The sequence below is a fragment of the Microbacterium sp. As-52 genome (assembly GCF_049949185.1).
In the GTDB taxonomy this organism is placed as follows: domain Bacteria; phylum Actinomycetota; class Actinomycetes; order Actinomycetales; family Microbacteriaceae; genus Microbacterium; species Microbacterium maritypicum_A.
Map to the genome: position 1 here is coordinate 3,659,706 of NZ_CP188171.1, position 19,303 is coordinate 3,679,008.

17 protein-coding genes and 1 tRNA gene are annotated in these 19,303 nt (G+C 68.5%); 6 read left to right on the top strand and 12 right to left on the bottom strand.

Going from position 1 to position 19,303, the window contains the following annotated elements; all coding sequences use genetic code 11:
• Positions 1–84: 84 nt before the first annotated feature.
• Entirely contained in the window at positions 85–1,098 is a 1,014-nt protein-coding gene (locus ACLFA2_RS17625) for a DNA topoisomerase IB (RefSeq protein WP_021200409.1), read from the top strand.
• Here the strand turns inward: ACLFA2_RS17625 and ACLFA2_RS17630 are convergent.
• Positions 1,064–2,071, bottom strand: a complete 1,008-nt coding sequence (locus ACLFA2_RS17630; RefSeq protein WP_167254263.1) for a DUF3137 domain-containing protein — start codon at positions 2,069–2,071, stop codon at positions 1,064–1,066. The genes ACLFA2_RS17625 and ACLFA2_RS17630 overlap by 35 nt on opposite strands.
• A 2-nt stretch (positions 2,072–2,073) precedes the next feature.
• Positions 2,074–2,571 carry a hypothetical protein gene (locus ACLFA2_RS17635; RefSeq protein ID WP_021200411.1) on the bottom strand — a complete coding sequence of 166 codons (498 nt, stop codon included), beginning with the start codon at positions 2,569–2,571 and terminating at the stop codon, positions 2,074–2,076.
• Positions 2,572–2,714: 143 nt separating this feature from the next.
• Between ACLFA2_RS17635 and ACLFA2_RS17640 the strand changes: the two genes are divergently transcribed.
• Positions 2,715–5,183, top strand: coding sequence for a tetratricopeptide repeat protein (locus ACLFA2_RS17640; protein ID WP_426621729.1), 2,469 nt, complete (start codon positions 2,715–2,717; stop codon positions 5,181–5,183).
• Between the two features lie 51 nt (positions 5,184–5,234).
• Positions 5,235–7,718, top strand: coding sequence for an aminopeptidase N (gene pepN / locus ACLFA2_RS17645; protein ID WP_426621730.1), 2,484 nt, complete (start codon positions 5,235–5,237; stop codon positions 7,716–7,718).
• A 20-nt stretch (positions 7,719–7,738) separates the two neighbouring features.
• Here pepN and ACLFA2_RS17650 read toward each other — a convergent pair whose 3' ends face one another.
• From ACLFA2_RS17650 to ACLFA2_RS17660, 3 genes are all read right to left on the bottom strand, one after another.
• Positions 7,739–8,659, bottom strand: coding sequence for a S1 family serine peptidase (locus tag ACLFA2_RS17650; RefSeq protein ID WP_426621731.1), 921 nt, complete (start codon positions 8,657–8,659; stop codon positions 7,739–7,741).
• A gap of 115 nt (positions 8,660–8,774) precedes the next feature.
• Positions 8,775–9,671 carry a phosphotransferase gene (locus tag ACLFA2_RS17655; protein ID WP_426621732.1) on the bottom strand — a complete coding sequence of 299 codons (897 nt, stop codon included), beginning with the start codon at positions 9,669–9,671 and terminating at the stop codon, positions 8,775–8,777.
• Positions 9,672–9,673: 2 nt separating this feature from the next.
• Positions 9,674–10,312 carry an MBL fold metallo-hydrolase gene (locus ACLFA2_RS17660; RefSeq protein ID WP_029259074.1) on the bottom strand — a complete coding sequence of 213 codons (639 nt, stop codon included), beginning with the start codon at positions 10,310–10,312 and terminating at the stop codon, positions 9,674–9,676.
• A 150-nt stretch (positions 10,313–10,462) separates the two neighbouring features.
• Here ACLFA2_RS17660 and ACLFA2_RS17665 point away from each other — a divergent pair.
• Positions 10,463–10,535 (top strand) — tRNA-Glu (locus ACLFA2_RS17665).
• Positions 10,536–10,601: 66 nt separating this feature from the next.
• Here the strand turns inward: ACLFA2_RS17665 and ACLFA2_RS17670 are convergent.
• The 4 genes from ACLFA2_RS17670 to ACLFA2_RS17685 all read right to left on the bottom strand — a co-directional run bounded on the left by ACLFA2_RS17670 (position 10,602) and on the right by ACLFA2_RS17685 (position 14,214).
• The gene (locus ACLFA2_RS17670) at positions 10,602–11,843 is read right to left on the bottom strand and encodes an MFS transporter (protein ID WP_021200417.1); all 1,242 of its coding nucleotides are present in this window, start codon (positions 11,841–11,843) and stop codon (positions 10,602–10,604) included.
• Entirely contained in the window at positions 11,843–12,391 is a 549-nt protein-coding gene (locus tag ACLFA2_RS17675) for a helix-turn-helix domain-containing protein (protein WP_021200418.1), read from the bottom strand. The genes ACLFA2_RS17670 and ACLFA2_RS17675 overlap by 1 nt, the downstream gene beginning before the upstream one ends.
• A gap of 117 nt (positions 12,392–12,508) precedes the next feature.
• Positions 12,509–13,657 (bottom strand): DUF4349 domain-containing protein, encoded by a 1,149-nt coding sequence (locus ACLFA2_RS17680; protein WP_426621733.1) that lies wholly within the window; start codon positions 13,655–13,657, stop codon positions 12,509–12,511.
• Positions 13,654–14,214, bottom strand: a complete 561-nt coding sequence (locus ACLFA2_RS17685) for an RNA polymerase sigma factor (RefSeq protein ID WP_029265475.1) — start codon at positions 14,212–14,214, stop codon at positions 13,654–13,656. Before ACLFA2_RS17685 ends, ACLFA2_RS17680 begins: the two co-directional genes overlap by 4 nt.
• Positions 14,215–14,503: 289 nt before the next feature.
• Between ACLFA2_RS17685 and ACLFA2_RS17690 the strand changes: the two genes are divergently transcribed.
• The gene (locus ACLFA2_RS17690) at positions 14,504–15,508 is read left to right on the top strand and encodes a TerC/Alx family metal homeostasis membrane protein (RefSeq protein WP_021200421.1); all 1,005 of its coding nucleotides are present in this window, start codon (positions 14,504–14,506) and stop codon (positions 15,506–15,508) included.
• A 39-nt stretch (positions 15,509–15,547) separates the two neighbouring features.
• Here ACLFA2_RS17690 and ACLFA2_RS17695 read toward each other — a convergent pair whose 3' ends face one another.
• Positions 15,548–16,144, bottom strand: coding sequence for an LON peptidase substrate-binding domain-containing protein (locus tag ACLFA2_RS17695; RefSeq protein ID WP_167254250.1), 597 nt, complete (start codon positions 16,142–16,144; stop codon positions 15,548–15,550).
• A 36-nt stretch (positions 16,145–16,180) separates the two neighbouring features.
• Here ACLFA2_RS17695 and ACLFA2_RS17700 point away from each other — a divergent pair, with 36 nt between their 5' ends.
• Positions 16,181–16,678, top strand: a complete 498-nt coding sequence (locus tag ACLFA2_RS17700; RefSeq protein ID WP_029259080.1) for a DUF427 domain-containing protein — start codon at positions 16,181–16,183, stop codon at positions 16,676–16,678.
• A gap of 19 nt (positions 16,679–16,697) precedes the next feature.
• Here the strand turns inward: ACLFA2_RS17700 and ACLFA2_RS17705 are convergent, their stop codons facing one another.
• Both ACLFA2_RS17705 and ACLFA2_RS17710 read right to left on the bottom strand, forming a co-directional pair.
• Positions 16,698–18,011 carry an LLM class flavin-dependent oxidoreductase gene (locus tag ACLFA2_RS17705; protein ID WP_426621734.1) on the bottom strand — a complete coding sequence of 438 codons (1,314 nt, stop codon included), beginning with the start codon at positions 18,009–18,011 and terminating at the stop codon, positions 16,698–16,700.
• On the bottom strand, positions 18,008–19,303 hold the full coding sequence (locus ACLFA2_RS17710; RefSeq protein ID WP_426621735.1) for an O-acetylhomoserine aminocarboxypropyltransferase/cysteine synthase family protein: 1,296 nt from the start codon (positions 19,301–19,303) through the stop codon (positions 18,008–18,010). The genes ACLFA2_RS17705 and ACLFA2_RS17710 overlap by 4 nt, the downstream gene beginning before the upstream one ends.

Consider the following 19,303-nt stretch of genomic DNA (forward strand, 5'->3'; position numbering starts at 1 on the left):
CGGTCGTCGCCGCGACGCCACTCCCTTCCGCGTATCCCACGGCGCCGCCATCCTCGATCGAAGGCATTCGAGGGAGGCAGCAGCATGGCGAGACTGATCCGTGTGGTTCCGGGGGAGGACCCGGGCTTCCGACGTGTGCGATCCGGATCCGGATTCCGCTACGTCGACCCGGCCGGTGAGACGGCGCCCGAGGCCGATCGGGAGCGGATCCACGACCTCGTGATCCCACCCGCGTGGCATGACGTGTGGATCGCGGCCGACCCGCTCGCGCACATCCAGGCGGTCGGCGTCGATGGCGCGGGACGCAAGCAGTACCTCTACCACCCCCTGTGGCGAGTCACCCGGGATCGCCGGAAGTTCGTGCGGGCGCTGGATCTCGCGGCCGCGCTTCCTCGAGCGAGGGCCCAGGTCACCCGTGCGCTCGCGCAGGAGGGGCAGACGAAGGAGCGCGCCCTCGCCGTCGCCTTCCGGCTTCTCGACGATGCGGCCCTCCGCATCGGGTCGGAACGGTATCTCGTCCGCCACGGGAGCCGCGGTCTCACCACACTGCGGAGGCGGGATGTGCGGGTGGAGGGGAGTGAACTGGCGCTCTCGTTCCCTGCCAAGAGCGGCCGTACGGCGTCGATCGAGATCACCGACGAGACGCTCGCCGAGGCGTTGACCGACTTCGCCGCGGGGAAGTCTGCGGCCTTCCTGCTTGCGTACCGCCGAGGGCGTCGGCGGGTACGCATCACCCCCGCCGAGGTCAATGCGTACCTCCGAGATGTCACGGGTGCCGCTTTCACGGCGAAGGACTTCCGCACTCTTCACGGCACGATCATCGCGGCCGACGCCCTCGCTCGGATCGGTGAGCTCGACAGCCGCAACCACCGGAGCCAGGCGGAGCGCCTCGCTGTGCAGGCGGCGGCGACGGCGCTGGGCAACACGACCGCCGTCGCACGCGGAAGCTACATCGATCCACGGGTGTTCAGTCAGTACGCGCGCGGACGGACACTCGATCTCTCGGTGACCCCTGAGACGGCCATCCGGCGTCTTCTCGGCGGACCGCAGATCTCGCGTAAGGTCACCCGACGAAGTGCAGCCAGACGACGGCGATGAGCATCGGCACCAGGGGCGTGGCCACTGCCAGGAGAACGGGCCACCATCGCACGCGCGTGTCGACCCCGCGCGCCCGATCGGCGAGAGTGTCGCCGTCGCGGCGGTAGGACGCCGGGTCCAGCGGTTCGGCGGCCTCGTCGCGATAGAGCATGGTGCGGCGTCCGAAGCGGTCGTACAAGGCAGCGATCACGGCGAGGAAGTCGCGCAGCTCTTCATCGTCGGTCAGGTCGACGGCGGGGAAGTACACGTGGAGCGTGCTGTCAATGATCTCCAGATCGAGGTCGGCGCTCTGGTCGAGGAGCACGACCATCAGGTCGGGTGTGAGCACGTAGAGCGCATCCGTCTCGTAGCCCGCCGGCACCGAAACCTCGAAGACGTCGCTGAAGTCGCCCTCGAGTCGAATCCGGGACGCGCCCGTCGGACGTCGGGGGAGCACGCTGAGTGCGCCGCCGCCGCGCCGTGATCGGAGCGTGATACGCGGCGCTTCGGAAGGAAGGGGGATCCGCACCGCCCGCACCGTGTGCATCGTCGCCCCCTCGCGGTCGCCGACGACGAACGTGCGCTCGATGCTGTCGAAGGGGAGGGCCGCGTGTCGCGCGTCCAGATGATCCCGTGCGGTTCGGGCGCCGCGATCGATCTGCTCATCGATGGAGCCACCCCACACGCGGTCGCCGATATCCGTGCGGAACTCCCAGCCGAGTGTCTCTGCGACGGCGGCGAGAGCGGCCCGATGTCGATGATGCCGGCGAACGGCGATCGTCGACGAGGCGACGATCGCCGCGCAGAGAAGCATCGCGGCGACCTGCGCGAGCACGAGCGTCGCGCCGGTCAGGCCGAAGCCCACGGGCAGCAGGTAGAACGCGATCACGGCGGCGATGCCGACCGTTGCCAGCGACGACCCGATGAGGGCGAGGCCGCCCGGCACGCGCTCGTCGGCGTGCGGGGCGGACTCGCCTTCCAGGAGCGTCGGCACCGTCAGGGCTTGTACACGATGGCGATGTTCAGCTGATCGCCCTCACGTGCCCACGCGAGCCAACGCGGCTCGACCGTGCCGGTGAGTCGCTGGATGGGGATCACGTAGATCCCCTGGTCCAGCCGGCTCAGAGCGCGGAACTCGGGCTTCTTCGAGATCCAGATGGTGCCGCCCCCGTCCCAGGGCTCGAGGCAGGTGTACACATAGCCGTGTGCGCGCAGGTTGACCTGGTCGGCGAGGGCATCCGCTTGTTGCCGGAGTTCGGAGACGACCTCCGCGGGCACGATTCCGTCGAGGGCGAAGGCCGCGACGTCGTACACGTTCCCCTCGCCGTAGTCTCGTGTGGTGAGCAGCGTCAGCTCCGTGACGCCCTTGTCGGAGGTGCGGGTCCACAGTGCGTGCGAGCTCTTGGCCCGCTTGTTCATCAGGAACCCGCCGAAGTTCATCTTCTGAAAGGAGAAGTCGTCGAGTTTCGCTGCGATCGCTGCACGTGTCGTCATGGGGTTTGTCTCCTCGTCCGGGAGGTCGCGGTCGGCCTCTCCGTCGAGCGAGCATAGGGGTGATGAGCACAGGGCCGTCCGACTCCGAACGAGCCCGAACGGCCGCCGTCCGTCGCCGCGACGGCGTGCCATAGGCTCGACCCATGCCCGCGCCGCGCACCCTCGACGAGCTCTGTCTGGGGCTCGGACGGATGCGCGCGAACGCGGGATCACCGTCGTATGCCGAGATCGCCCGTCGCATCGGCGGCCTGCGCGACGGCGCAGAGCCGCCCAAGGTGACCGTGTACGACTGCTTCCGCCCGGGGCGGAGGCGACTCGATGAACGCCTGGTCGGCGACATCGTGCTCGCCCTCGGCGGTGACGATGCCGAAGCCGGCATCTGGCGGGAGAACGCGCGTCTCCTCAACGGTGAGAGAGCGGGTGTGCACGTCGAGGTGACGCTCGATGTTCGGGACGCGGCGGGAGCGGACGTCGGACGGGAAGAGCTGCTGGCCTCGGTCCCCGAGGCCGAAATCCTCCTCCTCACCGGTCTGCCGGGAGCGGGGAAGACCACTCTCGCGACGGCGTTGGCCGGTCCGTCACCCGTGCTCACCGTGCATCTGCGCGAATCGGACGTGGATCGTCCCCGAGCCGACCCGATCGATGTCCTCCGGCGGATGCTGGGAGCCCTCGGCGTCCGCTCTCTTCCTTACGAGCTGCCGCGGCTGCGCGAAGGGCTGCAGTCCGCGGCGCGAGGCATGACCGTGATCATCGAGGACGCGGGCGATGCCAGGCGTCTGGCCGCGCTGCTCGTCCCCGGTGTGCGATTCATCGTGACGACGCGCGTCGACCTTGCCGACCTGGAGGAGCGGATCTCGGCGATGGGTGCACGCGTGGCGCGGGTCGTCGTCCCACCGATGACGAGCGCCGAAGCCCTCCGACTCCTCACCCATCTCCTCCGGGGGGATGATGCGTCGTCCGGGGCCGACGCCGATGCCGACGCCGACGTGAACGTCCACGCGGACGCGCTGCGCCGCATCGTCGCCGTCAGCGGGGGTCTCCCTCTCGATCTCGCGATGCTGGCGGGGATCGTGCGGGAGCACGAGGGCTGGTCGTTCCAGGATCTCGCATCGCGGTTCGAGCACGAGCCTCGTGATCTGCGTATCCGCTCCGTCCTGGAGGCGGCGACCCGGTCGCTGTCCCCCTCCGAGGAAGCCCTGCTCGCGGACGCCGCCCTGTTGGACAGGGACATCGACGAAGGAGTGCTCCTGGCCGCGGGCGGGGCATCGTCCGCCCTCGATCTGCACCGGCTGCACGCCCGCCATCTGGTCGAACTGCGCGACGGCCGAGTGCGCATGCACGACACGGTCTTTGCCTTCGCTGCGTCTCGGTCACGATCACTGCGCCCGTCGTCCACCCGCAGAGGGTTCGTGGAGAGGTCCGCGTCTGCGGTGCTCGCGCGGATCCACGAAGATCCCGACTTCGCCGCACGTGCGGTCACGACGGTGCTCGCGGTCGCGGCGGCGGCCCGCGAGCACGGCCTCGACTCCTCGGTGGAGCGGCTGGCGATCGAGGCGCATCCCGCGCTCTCACGCTGGTCGTTCTGGAACGAGTCGCTGCGGCTGCACGACCTCGCGTCGCGAGGAGAGGGGCTCGACCTGGTCCCGGACATCGCCCTCGGCATCGCGCACTGCGCCGAGAAGCTCGGGCGCCTCGACGAAGCGCTGGTGACCCTCAATCGCGTGCGCCGCATCGCCTCGGGTGCGGCGCTGGCGCGCACGTGGAATCAGATAGGCAACGTGCAGCGCTGGATGAGTCACCTCGATGAGGCTGTGGAATCGTACGAACGAGCGATCGCGCACGCACGGGACGCGGGGGACCGGATCGTCGAGGGCCGTGCCACCGGCAATCACGCCGACACCCTTCGTATCCTCGCCCGCTATCCGGAGGCGCTGGAGCGCTACGCGAGTGCCCTGTCCATGGCGCAGGCCGAAGGCGATGAGCTCAACATCGCCGTCGTCCGTGGCAACCGCCCGCTGCTGCTCCTCGCCATCGGTCGACTCGATGACGCGGAGGTGGAGCTGCACGGGCTGTTGGACGAGTCGAATGGCGAGCCGCTGCCCTTCGTCCGGCGCACTCTGGCCCTCGTCGCGGAGGCACGAGGCGATGATGTGCGCGCCCGCGAGCTCTGTGCGACTGCGATGCAGACGCTGGCGACCGCGGGCGAGTATGCGACCTCTGCCGACCTCGTGCTCCTGCACGCGCGTATCGACGGACGAGCGGGAGATGTCCGGAAGGCTAAGGCTGCCGCGGAACAGATCCTCCGTGAGGCGGAGCGCGCGGGCTCGCCGTTGATCGCGACAGAGGCTGCGAACTCCCTCGCCGAGATCCTGCTGTCGGCGAACACGGAAGACGCGGCGGATGCGGGCGCGGTCCTGCACGAGGCTGAACGACACGCGCAGGAGGCCCGGAGCATCGCAGAGGCGACCGGTGATCGTGCCGAAGTGGCACGAAGCGATGCGATTCTCTCGTCCATCGCGCGGCTGCGAGAAGACGAGGAGTCCGCCGAGGCACGCGCTCACGCTTCGGCACAGGTCTACGCCGAGATCGGGCATCGTCTCCAGAACGCCTGATCCGTCGCACGAGGGTCTGTCCGCCTCGCCTCCGGATGCCAGGATGGAAGCATGGACACAGCCAACCTCACCCGCGAGGAGACCGCAGCGCGATCCGCTGCCGTCACCGTGCACCGCATCCGCGTCGAGCTCGATCTGACCGGAGCGCCGGAGCGTGCTCGGACCGGGTTCCCCAGCGTGACGACGCTCGAGTTCGACGCGACCACCGACACGACGTGGCTCGACTTCATCGGCGAGGGCGTTCAGCGGGTCTCCGTGAACGGGGTCGACCAGGAGATCGTCTATGACGGGGCACGCATCTCGCTCTCCGGGCTCGCCGCGTCCAACCTCGTGCGGGTCGAAGCGGTCGGAACGTACAGCCGTTCCGGTGAGGGACTGCATCGCTTCCACGACCCCGTCGACGATGAGACCTATCTGTACACGCAGTACGAGCCGGCGGATTCGCGACGCGTCATGGCATGCTTCGAGCAGCCCGACATGAAGGCCGAGTACACGTTCGTGGTGGACGCGCCGACCGGATGGGAGGTGCTCTCCAACCAGTCTCCGACGCATACCGACCTCGGCGTCGGTGTGCAACGTGTGGAGTTCGCCCCCACGCTGCCGATCTCGAGCTACATCACCGCCGTCGCTGCGGGACCGTACTCCCGCGTGGATGGGGAGTGGCAGCGCGGCGAGCAGAGCGTCACGCTCGGGGTGTTCGTCCGGAGGTCGCTCGCTCCGCACCTCGAGGCCGAGGAGATCCTCGAGGTCACACGCCAGGGTCTCGATTTCTTCACCGACGCCTTCGCCTCCCCGTATCCGTGGGGCAAGTACGACCAGATCTTCGTTCCGGAGTACAACCTCGGTGCCATGGAGAACCCCGGTCTGGTCACGTTCACGGAGTCGTACCTCTCCCGCGGCGCGGCGACCGATGCGCAGCGCGCGGCTCGCGCCAACACGATCCTGCACGAGATGGCCCACATGTGGTTCGGCGATCTCGTCACGATGACGTGGTGGGACGATCTGTGGCTCAAGGAGTCTTTCGCCGACTACATGGGAGCGCACGCCTCAGCGGTCGCGACGCGCTATCACGATGCGTGGGTCAAGTTCGCCGCGAGTCGCAAGGCATGGGCGTACCAGCAGGACCAACTGCCGACGACGCACCCCATCGTGGCGGACATCACCGATCTCGAGGCCGCCAAGCTGAACTTCGACGGGATCACCTACGCCAAGGGTGCCGCCGTGCTCAAGCAGCTCGTCGCATTCGTCGGAGACGAGGCCTTCTTCGAGGGAGCGCGGCGCTACTTCGCGGCCAACGCGTTCGGCAACACCACCCTCGACGACTTCCTGGTGCAGCTGAGCGCGGTGTCGGGGCGCGACATGAGCGACTGGTCCGCGGCATGGCTGCAGACGTCCGGCGTGTCGACGCTCTGGACGGAGACCGACCCAGAGGGACGACAGATCCTCGTGCAGACCGACCCACGGCCGCATCGACTCCGGATCGGGCTGTACGAGCGCATGGACGGTCGTATCGTCCGCCGTGAGCAGCGCGAGCTCGACCTGGTCGGAGAACGCACGGAGCTCGACCTGCCCGAGGCCGATCTCGTTTTGCTCAACGACGATGACCTCACATACGTCAAGGCGCGTCTCGACGAGGGCTCTCTCGTCACCGTCGAGGAATCCCTCTCGGCGATCGACGATCCGCTGGCCCGTGCACTCGTCTGGTCGTCGTTGTGGAATGCGACGCGGGACGGCGAACTCGCCGCGCAGCGCTATCTCGCGATCGTCCGCTCCCATGCGCCTCACGAGTCCAATATCGGGCTGCTGACGGGAGTCCTCGCGAACGCGATCTACACGATCCGCCATTATGTCTCCGCGACCAGCCGCGAAGAGGAGCAGCGGACGTGGACCGACGGCGTGTGGAGCGCGCTGGTATCCGCCGAGGCCGGCAGTGACGCGCAGCTCTCCTGGGCACGGGCGTTCGCGACCGCATCCGCTTTCGACGACGAGCATCATGCACAGGTGCGAGCACTGCTCGAGGGTGATGCGCCGGAGGGACTCGTCATCGATCCCGACCTGCGCTGGCAGCTGCTCAGCGCACTCGTCACCACCGGACATGCCGACCTGGCCGATGTGGCGGTCGAAGAGCAGCGGGATGACACGGGCGACGGTCGAACAGCCGCACGCCGGGCTCGGGCATCGCGCCCGGATGCGGCGGTACGTCGCGACGCGTGGCAGTCCGCCTGGGAGGATCTCGCGCTCAGCAACGATCACCTCGATGCCGAGATCAGCGGCTTCCGGGCCGGCGGGCGGCGCGACCTGATCGCCGGGTTCGACGCGGAGTACTTCGCCAGGATCGTCCAAGCCTGGGACGAGCGCAGCATCGAGATCGCACGACGGCTGGTCATCGGTCTGTTCCCTGCCGGGGACTCCCTGGATGCCGTCGACGCGTGGTTGGCTGCCAACACAGCGGCGCCGGCGGCATTGCGGCGTCTCGTGGTCGAGCAGCGCGACCACCTCGCGCGGGACCTCCGGGTCAGGGCCGCACAGGACTGAGCCTGCGCGGCCCCGGCTGCTCAGCGTCCGAGGGCCTCCTTCAGGGCCTTGCCTTCGCTGCTCTCCGCCATCGTGTCCCACAGGTCGGCAGAGCTCAACGAGACGTACACCCCAGGCGCTCCTTGTCCGCCGCATCCGTCCCCGTAGGAGACGACACCGATCTGATAGGCGGTCTCGCGAGCGGGCGGCTGGCGGAAGAGGGGGCCGCCGCTGTCGCCCTGACAGGAGTCCTTGCCGACGACCCCGGCGCACAGGTTGACGTCGGGCCGGAAAGCACCGTAGCTGAGCTCGCACTCGGCAGTCGCGAGCATCGGCACCTGTACCTGACGAAGACGGTCGGGGAAGTTGGCGAGAGCGGTGTCCGTGTTCCCCCAGCCGATGACGGTCGCACTCTGACCGGGGCGCAGCAGGGCGTCCGTCCCCTTCGTCGGCAGCTTCACCGGGACGATGCCCTGGACGGGCGCGTCCAGCACGAGGAAGGCGACGTCATAGGCACTGTCGCCGGCGAGGTAGCGAGGATGGACGATGGGCTCGGCGCCGGGGGACTCGGACAGCCCGCGTTCCTGTCCCTGCGTACCGTCGGACAACACCGTACGCCCCACGACCACCGAGACGCCGTCGATCGTCGGCAGACCGGTGAGGGAGTCCGTGCCGGTGACGCAGTGCGCTGCGGTCATCACCAGCGTCGGGCCCAGGAGCGAGCCCCCGCAGAAGGATTCGCCGCCGGCCTGGAGCGAAGCCATGAACGGGTAGGCGTCGTTCGGGACCGCATGGCCCCCGATGATGCGCGACAGCGCGCGCTCGTCCTGGGCCGGTGGGGTCGTGCCGTCATTCGTCGTGGCGCCTGCTGCGGGCCCGATCAGCAGGCTGGCGCAGATGACGGCGGCGCCGGTAATCCCGGCGCCGAGAATCTTCTTCGTTCTGGATCGTACGGTCGTCATGGTGATCTCCGTTCAGATGAGTGATGGGTAACACGCTACTGCGCAGTCAGTACACCATGTCCGAAAACCTGTGGCAAGGATGAGCCCCGAACGTCGGGCGCCCGCCCGCGCGGCATCAGCAGGAGGAGGAAACTCCGGACAGCTCCAGAGCGGTGTCGTGGCCGAGCGCGCGCAGGTCCTCGCGATCGTCGCTCGAATGGCAGAGGATGGCCGCGACGGCTGCTGCCCAGGCGCGAGCGCGCATCCAGGTGGCGTCGTCGTATCTCGATGCCGTCGCGCGCCGGAACACGTGTCGGCCTTCCGTGTCGAAGGCGAGCCACCCCGCGGCGAGATCGTAGGCGGGATCGCCCGAGGTCACATCACCGAAATCGATCAGTGCGGAGAGGCGGTCGCGGTCGACGAGGATGTTGCCGGGGTGCAGATCACCGTGGATCCAGGTGCTCTCGGCTGCTGGTGCGGCGTCCAGGCCCGTCTGCCAGAGGGCGTCGAGAGGCTCCGCGAGCGCTGGGGCGAGGTCGGCGAGGCGCGAGCGGATGCTCTCATCGCGAGCACTCAACGGGACGCCGCGCATGGGGTTCCGGGGCGCATCGACGGGCGCGTCATGGTGCAGGGCGACGAGCACCGCGGCGAGGTCTGCCGCCCAGGAGGTGTTGTCGCGACGGGCGCGACCGAGCGCGTGGCTTCCCGGAAGCCACGGCACGATCGACCACGGCCAGGGGAACATCGGCGTGGGTGCGCCGGCGAACACCGGAAGAGGGGTGCGGACGTTCGTGGGGGCGAGGCGGAGGGCGATCGCAGGAAGGGCGCGCTGTTCGTGCCTGATCAGAGGCGCCGCGCGTTCGCGGCGGGGGATGCGCACCGCGAGGTCGGGCCCGAGGCGCCACGTGACGTTGTCCCATCCCTCAGCGACGCGTGTCAGGGGAAGCGCTGCCCATTGTGGCGCGACACCGTGGAGGAGCTCTCTCACCTCACGCTCGGCGAGGGTGAGCTCGGCGGCGGGGGAGTCCGCCATGTTCAGAGATCGAGGGATTCGCCGGGCTCGAGGACGAAGAACTCGCCGCCGCCCTGCTCCGTGGCCCACTGCAGTCGCTGTCGGTGCATGTTCCTGCCGATCACGGACAGCGTCATGTCGTGGGTGCCGAACGCGCGGCGCGGGGCGACAGCGAGCACGTAGTCCATCGCGTCACCGATCTTCAGCCAGGGGGCGCCGAGCGGCGCGGCCAAAGTGCCGACGGCGACGCCCTCGGGAACCGCGTAGGAGTCGCCGGGGTAGTAGAGCTCGTCGTTCACGAGGACCCCGACGTTCTCGACCGTCGGGAGAGAGGCGTGAATGACCTCGTGCGTTCCGCCGAAGAATCGCAGAGTGAATCCGCCGATCTCGACGGTCTCTCCGGGCGAGACCACCGTGATGTCGTATCCCTCGGCCGCGCGGGCGACTCCCGCGGGCGCGAAGATCGGCGTTCCGGGCGCTGCGCGGAGGAGGCGGTCGAAGTGATCGGTCGTCCAGTGGTCCGGGTGTTCATGGGTGATCACGATTCCCACCAGATCGGTGAGGTCGTTCAGGGGTGCCGTGAACGATCCGGGATCGATCAGAAGGGTCTTCTCGTTCGCATCGAGACGGAGGGCGGCATGTTCGAACTTGGTGACGCGCATGGGATGAGTCAACTCCTTCAGGTCGCCCACGGCAAACGGAATCGGTGCGCCACGCCCGGGATTCGTTTCAGGGCGGCGCCGATTTGGCGCAGTGAGAATCGCCGTGGCATACTTGAACGGTTGTCGCGCGACGGAAACGTTTCGCCAGACGGCCCCATCGTATAGCGGCCTAGTACGCTGCCCTCTCACGGCGGTAACGCGGGTTCGAATCCCGCTGGGGTCACACAACAGAGAAAGCCTCCGGTTCGCCGGGGGCTTTCTTGTTTCCGCCGTCCACGTGCCCGTGCGCTCAGACTGCGGGTTTCAGCGACATCGCCCGGAAAGTCCGATTGCTCAAGGGCAGGATCATCAGCGCCATCATCGCGCCGCCGAAAATGGTGAACGGCACCCAGAGTGCGGTCGCGGAGGCGAGTGCGCCGAATCCGGCCATCGCGAGCGGCATGAGGCAATCGTCGCCGAGACGGGTGAGGGACCCCATGCGACCGAGATATGCGGTGTCGACGGTCGCCGAGAACGTCGCACTCAGCAGCACCGATGCGTACCCCGCGGTGGCGCCGATGACGAAGGCGGCGGTACCGACGGTCCATGCCGGCCCGAAGCCGAGCGCCACGATTCCGGCGCCCTGCACGACCAGCGCCCAGAAACCTGCCCGTGCCTCGTGCCGCGGGCGCCACTTCGCCACCGACACAGCCCCGAGTGCGGCGCCGAGGCCGAGCAGCGCCTCGAACAGGCCGACAGCCTGGGCGCCCCACCCCTCGTCATGCGCCCTCAGGGCGAGCCCGATCCCGACGGCGGGTCCGACGGCCAGGTTCAGTCCCGAGAGGGCGATCACGAGCGTGCGGGTCGTGGGGTTCGCGGAGAGATGGGCGAACCCGCGCGCGATGCCGCGCAGAGCGGTCTCCTTCTCCGCACGGGCGAGACGGAAGCGGGGGCGCAGCCAGATCGCGATGAAAGCGACCACCAGTGTGAAGGTCAGGGCGTTCACGGATGCGCTTCCGGCGAGACCGGCGTGCGCGACGACGAATCCACCGATCGCCGCGCCGCCCATGGTGCCGAGCCGAGACGCCGTCTGCGCTGCAGCGCCGTAGCTGGGGAGGTCGACGGCTCTGACCAGCTGGCGGGCGATCGTGCCCGCCGACGGCTCGTAGAACGCATCGCAGACGCCGAACGCGATCGCGGCGAAGAGCAGCACGGCGACAGAGGGAGGAGTCGTGAGCACCCAGACCGCGACGGCGACCAGCACGCCGACCCGGAGCACGTTGAACACGAGCATGATGCGACGGGCGTCTGCGCGGTCGGCGATCACGCCTCCGAACAGCAGGATCACCGCCCGGGGCACGGTTCCCGCGGCGACGATCAGTCCTGCGACGGCGGGAGAGGCGACCTGCACGGCCGTCCAGGCGAGGGCGATGGTCCAGAGAGCGTCGCCGGCATCCGAGAGCGCCTTCACGCCGATCCACGCGTGCACCAGGCGATCGCGGCGGAAGGCGGGGGGCGCGACGATCTCGACAGGGTCGCTGACGGTCGACATCACGGCGCCGTCGGGAAGGCGTGCGCGAACACGAAGACGGGAGCGCGGTCCTGGCCATCGTCGAGGTCGATGTCGTCCTGCCACGCGCGGATCGTCGTGAGGATCCGCGCGGAGAGGTCCCGCAGTTCCTCGGGTGACGCCCAGGCTGTGGTCTCGGTGTTCGAGCCGTCGTACCCGGCGAAGGCCGGATCGTGGCGACTGCGATGCCAGCGCTGGAGCCGATCGATCTGCATCCGGATGCCCTGTCGCTGGGCCTCTCTGGCGAGCAGGGCATCGGCGGGCGAATCGGCGTAGTCGTCGGTCGACCAGGTGAGGCCCCGACGCGCGACCTTCCACCAGCTGGTGCGTCTGTCGCCCGCAGGATCCGGGGCGCGTTCCACGACGCCGGCGCGCTCGAGCATGCGCAGGTGATGGCTGATGCTGCCGACCTGGCTGTCGAGTGCGCGGGCGATCGCGGTGACCTGCGCCGTGCCGTACAGGAGCAGGTAGTCGTAGATGCGGCGGCGCAGCGGGTGATGCACGGCGGTGATCACGGAGATGTCTTCCACGGCAGACGACGCTAATCGCGGTGCACCGGATGCACAAGTGTTCTTGTATAAGCCGGAAAATCAAGAAGGGGCCGGCTCCCGTCACAGGGAGACGGCCTCTTCCTGACACCGGCCGCGTCAGGCTTCGACGATCGTCTCGTCTGATGTCGTCGCGCCGGCGAGGCGTCGGTTCCGTCGTGCGCGGCGGAGGAACCAGACGACGAGCACGACGGCGCCCGCGATCACGAGCCAGGGGAGGAGGAAGCCCAGGGCGATGACCAGCGCGTTCAGCGACACGACGAGCCCGTTCCATCCCGCCGTCAGCCCGTCGACGAAGCCGGCAGGGTCGGCGGTGGTCGGCGTGCTCGCCTTGGTCAGCTGTACCTGCAGCGATGACGTGGCGACCTGATCGTCGAGGGCGGCGAGCTGCTGCTCATACGATTCGAGCTGTGCCTGGCGGTCTGTCAGCGCCACCTCGGCTTCGATCAGCTCGGCGACGGTTCCCGACTGCGCCATCAGCTGCGTGAGCCGCTCGACCGACGCTCGGGTGGAGTCGACGCGCGCCTGGAGGTCGATCGCGACCGATGTCACGTCCTGCTTCGACGTCGACGACGAGAGCACGTCGCCGGTGTCATCGAGAGCGGCGATCACGTCGGGCAGATCAGCCGACGGCACCCGGATGCTGATCCAGCCGTACGCCGAATCGGCGGGAACGGGGGCCGGCTCGGAGGGGCCGTCGGCGGCGATCGACTTCCCGATCTCCGTGCTCTCGACGTAGCCGCCGTGCTCCTCCGCCAGGGCGGCGATCGCCGTCGCGGCATCGGGAATGCTCTTCACCTGGACCGTCGCCTGCGCCGTGGCGATGATCTGGCGTCCGGTGTCGGCCTCCGCGGTGCCGGACTCCACCGTGCCGGGGAGAGTTCCGTCCGTGCCGGAGCTCAGTGCGCCGTCGGGCAGCGATTCGGGTGTGATCCCGGTGATCCGCTCGGGGGAGGAGGGAGCGGAATCGGCGACGGAGCCGCCGGACGTGCTCACGCCGTCGGCCGTGACAGAGGTGCCTCCGCCGACGGCACCGAGGATCGGCGGAGTCACGAGCACGCCCACGACGAAAGCCGCAGCGATGCCTGCGCCGGTGAGCCAACGCCGATGGCGCGTCCGCGATCGCGCTTCCCCGACGTGCGCGGGGGCCCGCTCGGTGGCGATCTCGGCGAAGACCGCGTCTTCGATGCGGGAGATCGTCTCGTCCGAGAGCTCGGGCAGGTCGCCGCTGGTGGTCTGTTCGTTCATGCGTCTCTCGCTTCCGTGACGGCGCCCCGCAACTGCGTGCGCACTCGGGAGAGACGATTCCGAACGACCGCGTGGGTCACCCCGAGCTCCTCGGCAGCCGTCTGATAGGCGTAGCCCTCCGACGCGCACAGGCGGAAGATCTCGCGGTCCAGCTCGCTCAACGTGCCCACCTCCTGCGCGATCCGCGCTGCCAGCTCCGCCGTGATGACCTGTTCCTCGACGCTCACCGTGTCCGGCAGCAGGGTCTCATCGACCGCCTCCGCGGTGTGCGCCTGATCCCTCCGACGTTGGCGAACTCGATTCGCTGCCTGGAAGCGACAGATCGTGGCCAACCAGGGCAGGATCGACTCGCCCTGGAGCTCCAGACGGGGGAGTTTGCGCCAGGCGACGACGAACGTCTCCTGCGTCACATCCTCCGCGTCGGCCGGCGAGGCGAGGATGCCGTGCGCGATCCAGTACACAGGTCGCACGTGTGTGCGGTACAGCTCGCGGAAGGCGCTCTCGTCGCCCGCCGCGGCCTGCGCCGCCCATCTCTGGTCATCTGTCTGCAGGGGCATCCCGGTTCCGTTCGGTGTCTCTCACAGGGAGAGTGTCGATCGACGCCCCATCGTCTCAGATTCGATGCGGGAGCCGGGGGTCGGGTGGGGCGCGAAGATTCGGGCGTCATCCGCTCCCGCTGATGCCGAGGCTCCGGTAGCATTGCCCGGGCGAGAGGGAGTATCCCGAATCCGCGCGTAACGTCATCACGAGCACCGTCATCGCTGCTCCGGGCGCGCGCCGCACGTCAGTGCGGGGGAGAGACTTTCGACTCATTCCCGACCCCTCCGCGAAAGGTGCAGTGCGCCCTTGGACATTCCCGTCTGGTTCGAGATCACCTCGATGATCGTCCTCACGATCATCCTGATCGGCGACCTGCTCCTCATCCGGCTCCGGCCGCACATCCCGTCGACGAAGGAATCCACACTCTGGGTGGTCTTCTACGTGGGCCTCGCGCTGTTGTTCGCCGTGCTCCTCGGAAACGTCGGGGGCTGGCAGAACGCCGGCGACTTCATCACCGGATGGGCGTTGGAGTACAGCCTCTCCATCGACAATCTGTTCGTCTTCGTGTTGATCATGGCCCAGTTCGCCGTTCCGCGACGGCTGCAGCAGCAGGTCTTGATGATCGGCATCATCATCGCGCTCGTCCTGCGAGGGCTCTTCATCCTCGCCGGCGTCGCGATCGTCGAGAACTTCTCGCCGATCTTCTACATCTTCGGCGCCTTCCTCATCTGGACCGCGATCCGCCAGGCCATGCCGGACGGCGACCACGAGGGCGAGGTGCAGCGTGAGAACTTCATCGTGCGGCTGCTGCGTCGCCGGGTGGACATCAGCGAGACCTACGACGGCTCGAAGATCCGCACCACGGTGGACGGCAAGCGCATGTGGACGCCGATGGTCATCGTCTTCATCACCATCGGTGTGACCGATCTGATCTTCGCGATCGACTCCATCCCCGCGATCTTCGAGATCACCACGAACGGCTTCCTCGTCTTCGCCGCCAACATCTTCGCGCTGATGGGGCTCCGCCAGCTCTACTTCCTGCTCGGCGACCTGCTCGACCGGTTGCGCTACCTGCACTACGGCATCGCCGTCATCCTCGGTTTCATCGGCATCAAGCTGATCCTGCACGCCCTGCACGTCAACGAACTGCCGTTCATCAACGGCGGCGAGCACGTCGAGTGGGTGCCCGACATCAGCAACATGGTCTCGCTCGGCGTGATCCTGGCCTCGATGACCATCGCGACGGTCGCAAGCCTGATCGCGTCGTCCCGTGAGAAGCGCGTGGCGAGGCGATCCACCACCGTGGAGTGACGCCGGCGGCGGCACGCTCGCCAGCGGACGCCTCTCCTCTCATCCGCGTGACCACAGAAGCTCGGCGTCCAGGGTGAGGTCGATGATCTGACGAAGCAGCCCACCCATCGTGGTGGAGTTCAGCAGTGCATATCTGTCGTACTCGCCCAGGGGAGCGATCGCCGCGAGCTGCCAGGCCGCGGCGACCGGCTCGTCCGAGATCTCGGTGTCGGCGTCCCACTGCGCTCCGGGGGCGCGTGCGAGAGTGCGGCGCACGATCGCCTCGGCTTCGGTGCGGAGCGGAGTGAGCTCGTCGTTCCATTCGAGCGCGGACAGCGACGTCACCTCGGCGCGGGGGAAGGGGTCGTCATCGAGCCACTCCTCGACAGCGAAGCGGTCGGTGCCGACGGCGACGGCGAGCAGCGCATCCGCACCGGCGGATACGTTCACCAGCCGGGCCATCGTCCCGATACGACTGCGCCGATCACCCCCGCCGACCTCGTGACCGCGTTCGATGAGAACGACCCCGAATCGAGGGTCCTCCTCATCCAGGAGCCGGCCGATCATCGTGAGGTAGCGCGGCTCGAACACGCGGAGGGGAAGCGGCGTATGCGGGAAATGCACGGAGCCGAGGGGGAACATCGGGATGACGGTCACGGCACCAGTCAACACCGAGAGACGTAAAGTGAACAGATGCGTCGACCTCGTCCCATCGCCCCGGCCGCCGGACAGGAATCCGTCTGGGACTACCCGAGGCCCCCGCGCGTCGAGCCGGTCACGGAGCGCGTCACGATCCGCCTCGGCGGAGACCTGATCGCCGATACCCGTCGTGCGGTGCGCGTGCTGGAGACGAGCCACCCTCCCGTGTATTACCTTCCGATCGCCGACTTCGTCCCCGGTGCACTGGTCGAGGCCGATGGTGCATCGTTCTGCGAGTTCAAGGGCGCGGCCCGCTACTTCGACGTGCGCAACGGCGGCACCGTGCGCCGGGGCGCCGCCTGGAACTATCCGAATCCGACACCGGGATTCGAGGCGCTGACCGATCGGATCGCCGTGTACGCGGCCCCGATGGACGAGTGCACGGTGGGCGACGAGATCGCGACGCCACAGCCGGGTGGGTTCTACGGCGGCTGGGTCACCTCGTCCGTCGTCGGCCCTTTCAAGGGCGATCCCGGTTCCCTGGGCTGGTGACGGTCGGCCCCACCGACGATCAGAACGCGCGCAGGTTCGCCTGCAGGCCACCCTCTGCGTACTCGCGTCGGAGGATCCCGCGGCGACGCAGAACGGGTACGAGCTCATCGAGCGTCCGGTGCAGCGTCACGGGGTGGAAGTCGCCCCACAGCAGCACGCCGTCGTTGCCCCAGTCGCCGAGCTCCTCGATCACGTCTGCGAACTCCTCGGCGGTGCCGACGAATCCGGTGCGATCCTTGAGGCGACCGGCGCGGGCGAGCGCGCTCAGATGCGCACGCAGCGGGGCGTCCTCCCCGCGGTCGCCGATCAGGCGCTGGATGCTGCCCCGCGAGACATGGGCGCCGAAGATCGAGAGGTCGAGCGGCCGGTCGAGGTCGAGTGACGTCAGGTCGGTCTCGAGATCACTCGACTGCTTGCGGGCGATCTGCACGAGCGCGGCGTCGTCGGGGTGCGTAGAGGCCGCGACGATGCGATCGGCTTCGTCGCTCGACGACGTGATCACGGGCTGGATGGCGAAGAGGATCTTGATGTCGTCCGGACGTCGGCCTCTCGCGACCGCCGCCTCGTGCACCTTGGCGCGGTAGTCGCGCACGGACTTCTCGTGCAGCGGGGCGAGCGCCAGCTGTACGTCGGAGTTCGCACCGGCGAAGCCGAGTCCTCGGCCCGAGCCGCCGGGCGAGACGATCGCGGGTTCCCCCTGGGTGAACGGCACGGCGTTCAGCGGTCCGTCGAACGCGAAGTAATCGCCCCGGTGCGTGACGGCCCGCAACCGCGTGCCTTCGGCGAAGACATCGGTCTCGCGGTCGGCGACGAGGGCCCCGTCATCCCAGCTGCGCCAGAGCGAGCGGATGCCGGTGAGCCATTCCTCGGCGCGGTCGTACGCTTCGTCGTGTCCCAGCTGCGTCGCGTCGGAGAAGTGGCGGGCGCTGCCGGTGTCGGTGACGACGTTGAGTCCGAGCCGGTGACCGCTGAGGTGCTGCAAGGTCGCGAACTGCCGCGCCGCCGTGTAGGGGAGGGAGGCGGCGGGATTCACCGTCGGGACCACGCCGAGATGCCTGGTCGCCTGGAAGAGGTACGGCGCGAGGAGGAGCGGATCATGCTTCGGCCCGCCGAAAGCGTGCCGCACCCGCAGGTCGATCGTCGAAGGCGATCCCAGAGATGGTGCGTCCTCGATGATGACCAGATCGAACCCGGCCTGTTCGAGCGTCCGCGCGGCCTCCTGATAGATCTCGGGACGCGTCCAGTCGTAGTCCCAGTCGAGCGACGGATATCCCCAACCCTGCGGGCCGAAGCCACGGGCGAGGAACCAGCCGAAGTGCTGAGGGCGGGTCATGCCACCGTCTCCCGCACACCCTGGAGCACGCGAGACAGGTCGGAGAGAAGATCGTCGACGTCCTCGATGCCGATCGACAGGCGGAGGGTGCCCGGTCCGACGCCGAGGATCTCGCGTTCTTCGTCGGTGCGCTGCGCATGACTTGTCGTCCCCGGATGCAGCACCAGGGAACGGACGTCTCCGATGTGGGTCATGTGGGTGAAGACCTGGACATCCTCGACGAAGCGGCGCGCCGCCGGGAGTCCGCCCCGAAGGGTGAAGGTGAAGATCGAGCCGGAACCGCCGTCGAGGTAGCGCTTCCCGAGCGCGTGGTCGGGGTGGGAGGGGAGTCCGACGTAGTCCACGCTCTCGACGGCCTCGTGCTGCTCCAGCCACCGGGCGATCTGCAGAGCATTGCGGGACTGACGCTCGACCCGGAGTCCGAGCGTCTCCACGCCCTGTCCGATCAGGAAGGCGTTGAGCGGCGAGGGAGAGGCGCCGAAGCGCGGAGCCACCGACTCCCTGGCGTACGCGATGCGGGCACGACCGCCGTGTCGCGCGAAGACACTGGGCGTCTCGCCCCGACCGGGAAGTACGAGGTGGGGGGCGTTGTGGCCCGCCAGCTCGGCGTCGAAGCGTCCGTCGTCGACGAGCACGCCACCGAGCACGGAACCGTGTCCGGCGAGGAACTTCGACGCGGAGTGGACCACGATCGCAGCTCCGTGCTCGAGAGGGCGCAGCAACGCAGGCGTGGCCAGCGTGTTGTCCACGATGAGCGGGATGGCGTGCTCGTCGCCGATGCCGCTGACGGTGCGGATGTCGAGCAGGTCGTTGCGCGCGTTGGCGAGCGATTCGGCGAACAGCGCACGGGTGTTCGGGCGTATCGCCGAGCGCCAGGCCTCCGGATCGGCGATGTCGTCGACGAACGTCGTCTCGATGTCGAGCCGCGCCAGGTTGTCGAGGAACAGGCCTCTGGTGCCTTCGTAGATGTGCGTGGACGACACGATGTGATCGCCGGCGCCCGCGACGGTCAGCAGGGCAGTGGCGACCGCCGCCTGGCCGCTGGCGACGAGCACGGCGTCCGCTCCCGATTCGAGGGCGGCCAGTTGCCGTTCCACCGCGCGCACCGTGGGGTTCCCGGTGCGCGTGTATCCGAAGCCTGTCCCTGTGCGGAAATGATCGGCTGCGTGATCGAAGTCGTCGAACTCGAAGCCCGCCGTCAGGTAGATCGGCGTCGCGCGCGACGCCGCAGTCTCGCGGGTTCTCGCCGCATGGACCGCGCGTGTGGCGAAGCGGGCGGAGTCGACGGTCAT